6 protein-coding genes are annotated in these 4,235 nt (G+C 71.0%); 3 read left to right on the top strand and 3 right to left on the bottom strand.

Annotated features, from left to right (window positions below; translation table 11 throughout):
* On the top strand, window positions 1-274 hold a 274-nt coding region (locus ACYVE9_RS17575; protein WP_461028826.1), incomplete at its 5' end, for a peptidoglycan-binding domain-containing protein.
* Here ACYVE9_RS17575 and ACYVE9_RS17570 read toward each other — a convergent pair.
* Window positions 210-773 carry an ATP-binding protein gene (locus tag ACYVE9_RS17570; RefSeq protein ID WP_461028825.1) on the bottom strand — a complete coding sequence of 188 codons (564 nt, stop codon included), beginning with the start codon at window positions 771-773 and terminating at the stop codon, window positions 210-212. The two genes, ACYVE9_RS17575 and ACYVE9_RS17570, sit on opposite strands and share 65 nt — an antisense overlap.
* Before the next feature lie 114 nt (window positions 774-887).
* On the opposite strand from ACYVE9_RS17570, the gene ACYVE9_RS17565 reads away from it, so the two are divergent.
* Together ACYVE9_RS17565 and ACYVE9_RS17560 are read left to right on the top strand one after the other, a co-directional pair.
* Window positions 888-1,724, top strand: coding sequence for a helix-turn-helix domain-containing protein (locus ACYVE9_RS17565; RefSeq protein ID WP_461028824.1), 837 nt, complete (start codon window positions 888-890; stop codon window positions 1,722-1,724).
* On the top strand, window positions 1,721-1,969 hold the full coding sequence (locus tag ACYVE9_RS17560) for a DUF397 domain-containing protein (protein WP_461028823.1): 249 nt from the start codon (window positions 1,721-1,723) through the stop codon (window positions 1,967-1,969). Before ACYVE9_RS17565 ends, ACYVE9_RS17560 begins: the two co-directional genes overlap by 4 nt.
* 166 nt (window positions 1,970-2,135) lie before the next feature.
* On the opposite strand, the gene ACYVE9_RS17555 is transcribed toward ACYVE9_RS17560, so the two are convergent.
* Complete coding sequence (locus tag ACYVE9_RS17555; protein WP_461028822.1) at window positions 2,136-2,714, bottom strand: dihydrofolate reductase family protein; 579 nt, start codon at window positions 2,712-2,714, stop codon at window positions 2,136-2,138.
* A 197-nt stretch (window positions 2,715-2,911) separates the two neighbouring features.
* Window positions 2,912-4,063: an acyltransferase family protein gene (locus tag ACYVE9_RS17550; protein WP_461028821.1), complete on the bottom strand. Its 1,152-nt coding sequence runs from the start codon at window positions 4,061-4,063 to the stop codon at window positions 2,912-2,914.
* Window positions 4,064-4,235: the final 172 nt, after the last annotated feature.

Genomic DNA, 4,235 nt, shown 5'->3' with positions numbered 1-4,235 from the left:
GCCGCTGCCGCCCGCCGCCCCGGTGCCGCCGCAGCCCGACCCCGACACCGTCACCGGTCCGCTGCGACGCGGGGCCACCGGTCCGGCCGTCTCCGACCTCCAGACCCGGCTGAGCGGCATTCCCGCGGTCTATCCGCAGCGGCGGGTGGACGGCACCTTCGACGAGGACCTGAGCCGCGCGGTGGCCCAGTACCAGACGTTCTTCGGCATCACCGGTGACGCTCCAGGGGTGTACGGCGATCAGACCAGGGCGGATCTCGAAGCACGGACCTGAACGGGACGACCGCCCCCGGCGCCCCCGCCGGTTCGCGCGCCCCCGCCAGCTGACCAGTCCGTACGGGGTCGGGTGCGTCGAACGCGCACCAGACGACTTTGCCGGGGCAACGCTCCCGCACGCCCCACTCGTCCGCCAGGGAACGGACCAGCAGCAGCCCCCGGCCGCTCTCCGCGCAGGGCTGCTCGCCCTCCTCCCCCGGCTCCGGGCCCGGAGCCGGGATGCGGGGCCGGCCGCCGCCGCTGTCATGGGCCTCGATGGTGAGCCGTCCGTCCCAGGTCAGGCCGATTCGGATCCGGAAACCGCGTCCCGGTGGCACGCCGTGCAGCAGCGCGTTGGTGGCGAGTTCACTGACGCACAGCAGTACGTCCTCGGCCCGGGAGAGCTGGTCCCACTCCAGGAGTGCGCGGGCGGCGAAGACCCGGGCCGCCGGAACCTCGCGCCGCTCCCGGCGGAAGAGACGTTCCCGGAGGCGTACGTGGTGAAAGTCCTCTTGCATGTCCCCGATGGTCGCGTCGGGTCACTAGTCTTCACCACTGAGTGATCCCGTACAGAACTTCCGTACGGGTCGATTTCCGGTCGTTCTCGGACCGGTCGGGGGAGGAACGCACGTATGCAGCCACGTACAGCAGCGCGCAAGCAGCGCAGGAAGAACGCCTCGGCGATGAGGCTGGTCGGCGCCCAGGTGGGCCTGTTCCGGCGCAACGCCGGGCTCACGCAGGAGCAGTTGGCGGCCCGGGTGTGTGCCGAGTACGAGACGGTCGCCTCGATCGAGCAGGGCAGGCGCCCCCTGAAACCGGAGCTGGCCGAGGAGCTGGACGCGCTGCTGGACACCGGCGGCGCGCTGGCGGTGGCGCTGGAGCACCTGCCGGAGATGGACAAGTACCCGGTGTGGGCCGCCGAGTTCGTGGACCGCGAACGCGAGGCGCTGACGCTGTCCTCCTTCGAGAACCAGGTCGTACCCGGGCTGCTCCAGACCGAGGCGTACACACGGGCGGTCTTCCGCAGCCGCGTGCCCGCGCTGGACGAGGACGAGATCGAGCAGCAGGTGGCGTCCCGGATGGAGCGGCAGGAGATCCTCCAGCGCCGGGTGCCGCCGAGCGTGAGCTTCGTGCTCTCCCAGGCGGTGCTGATGGACCAGCTCGGCGGCACGGAGGTCTGGCGGGAGATGATGCGCCACCTGCGGACGAGCTGCGGCACCCCGGGCGTCACCGTGCAGATCATGCCCTTCGGCCGCCATACCCACGCCGGTCTCGCAGGCCCCTTCGTCCTACTGGAGACACCCGACCACGAGCACCTGGCCTATATGGAGACCCAGCGCGGCAGTCAGCTGGTTTCCGAGCCCGACGAGGTCAGCATCCTGGCCAGGAAATATGCGATGCTGCGGACCCAGGCTCTCAACTCCGAGGAGAGCAGGGACCTGTTGGACCGACTGCTGGGAGAGGCATGAGCACCGCACTGACCTGGTTCAAGTCCAGCCACAGCGGCGACGAGGGCGGCGACTGCCTCGAAGTCGCCTACCAGTGGCGCAAGTCCACCCACAGCAGCGACGAAGGTGGCAACTGCGTCGAGGTCGCCACCTGTCCCGACGCCGTCCACATCCGCGACTCCAAGAACCCCGGCGGCCCCGTGCTCACCGTCACCCCCGCCGCCTTCACCGCCCTCACCACTCACGCCCGCCGCCAGGCCCGCTGACCCCGAGCCCCTCGCACGCCGCCCGTCCGCGTGGCTCGACCCACGCGGACGGCCGCATCGACGGTGTACGCACAGGTCAGAGCGCCAGGCGTCCCGCGTCGCCCCAGATCAGGGCCCGGGTGCCGCGCTCCCGAAACCGGACCTGCGCCGCGCACGGTGGTGGTGTTCATCCGTGCCGGGTGGGCCGGTAGACGAGTTCCTGGATCTGGCCGTCGAACGTCCGGCTCCCGAACAGATCGAGGTCGAAGTCGGCCGCACCCGCGAAGACCGGATCGGTCCCGGTGCGGCCGCTGATCACCGGGAAGATCGTCACCTGGACGCGGTCGACGAGCCCTGCGGCCATCAGCGCCCGGTTCAACGACAGGCTGCCGTGCGAACGCAACGGCACGGCGGACTCCTCCTTGAGCCGGGCGACGACATCAACCGCGTCGCCGGCCACGACGGTCGCGTCCGGCCATCCGAGTGGCTCCACGAGCGTGGCCGACACCACCGTTGTCGGCATGCCGCGCATCCGGGAGTTCACCGGGTCGAGGTCGGCCTCCGGAATCCGGCCCAGCAGTTCGACGAACTGCCGCAAGGTGTTGGCCCCGAGGACCATACGCTGCTCCTCTCCGAGCGAGGCGAGGCGGGCTTCGAGGAACTCGGGCCCCTGCTTTCCCCAGTAGCCACCCCAGTCGCCGCCCGGCCCGTAGGAACCGTAGCCGTCGAGAGTGCAGAAGACGTCCCAGGTGTACACAGCGGTCATGGCGTTCTCCTCGAGTGCGGTTGCTGATGCGCTGTAGATGCAGACGAGGGGCCACGACGGAAATCATCGGGTCCGGAACCCTGGATCCGACCGCCTTCGAGTCAGGCTGCGCGGCAACCACCTCACACCCCCGTGGGCCGATGGCGCCGACCGCAGGCAAAGGGCGCCCGGACCGTGTGGTCCGGGCGACCGGGGGTTCAGCGGCTGGTGGGCCAGAGGCGTGGACGGCGTTTGGCCGCCACGTCCTCGGCCCAGCCGGCGAGCAGGATGCACAGGCCGGTGAGCGGCCACACCAGGATGAACATCAGCACCGGGTAGAGGCTGGTGAGCAGTTCGGCGTGGTCCGGCCACACGCCGGGGATCTTCCACAGCGGGTCGAGCAGCGGGATGGACGCGATCAGTGCGATCTCGTGCCACAGGTAGAGCGTCACGGCCCGGTTGTTGGCGAGCGTGACGGGCTTCTCCCAGCGGGCCAGCCGGCCCGGCAGCCGCTCCCAGCTCGGGCTGAAGTTGAGCAGCAGCAGGCAGAAGCCGAACGACCAGAACGCCTGCGCCAGCGGGATGTCGTTGAGGTCCAGGCCGTCCGGCCCTGGATGCGACGTCGCCCACCACAGGCCGAAGGCCATCAGGAACGGCGCCACCGACGGCACGACGTAACCGGGGATCTGCTTCAACAGCCCTTCACGGTGGGCGAAGCCCAGCACCCAGCAGGCGCCGAAGGTGGCGAAGTCGGTGACGGCGCTGCCGGTCTGGCCGGGAATGGTGACCAGGCCGGTGCCGACGATCGCCGTCAGGCCCAGCGGGGCCAGCAGCGTTGCCCACGGCATGCGGCGGAACGCCTTCAGCAGCAGCGGCGACAGCAGCACGAACCAGAAGTAGGCGCGCAGGTACCACAGCGGGGCGGCGGCCTGCACGGCCCACGTGTCGTCGAGGAAGCCGCTCTCGCTGCCGATGTGCCACGGGAACGGCGGGCTGCCGACCGGCACGACCCAGCACACGAGACGCAGCCAGAACCACGTCTCCTCCCCCTTCGCCGGGCCCCAGCCCTGCGCGAAGAGCATGCTCAGCACCAGCACGCCGTACAGCCACAGCGGCAGCAGCAGCCGCCGGACGCGGCTGCGGATGACACCGAGCGCCGGGCGTCGCAGCGAGCGGGCCATCAGGGAGCCGGCGAGCGCGAACATCACGCCCATGGACGGGAAGAGGAACGTCAGCCAGGCCCAGCCGAAGGTGTGGTAGACGACCACGCGGACCAGGGCCAGCGCCCGCAGCAGGTCGAGGTAGCGGTCGCGGACGACGGGCGGACGCGCCGCCTCCGCCCCGGTCGGGGCGGGAATGCTGGTGGTCATGCGACAGGCCTCTTGTTGCCGGTGTTGCCGGTGTTGCCGATGTTGCCAGTGCTGCCGTTGCCCGGGGTGCCGGTGCTGCGCGGGGTGCCGTGCCTGCCCCGGTGGTCGCGGCTGGTGCCGTCGCCGCCCGGGAAGGCACCGCCCTCCGGGCTGCCGTCGGGGCGGGGGACGC

This window comes from Streptomyces sparsus, assembly GCF_054776295.1.
The sequence above is the reverse complement of the archived record's forward strand: the minus strand, read 5'-3'. Positions and strand labels throughout refer to the sequence as shown.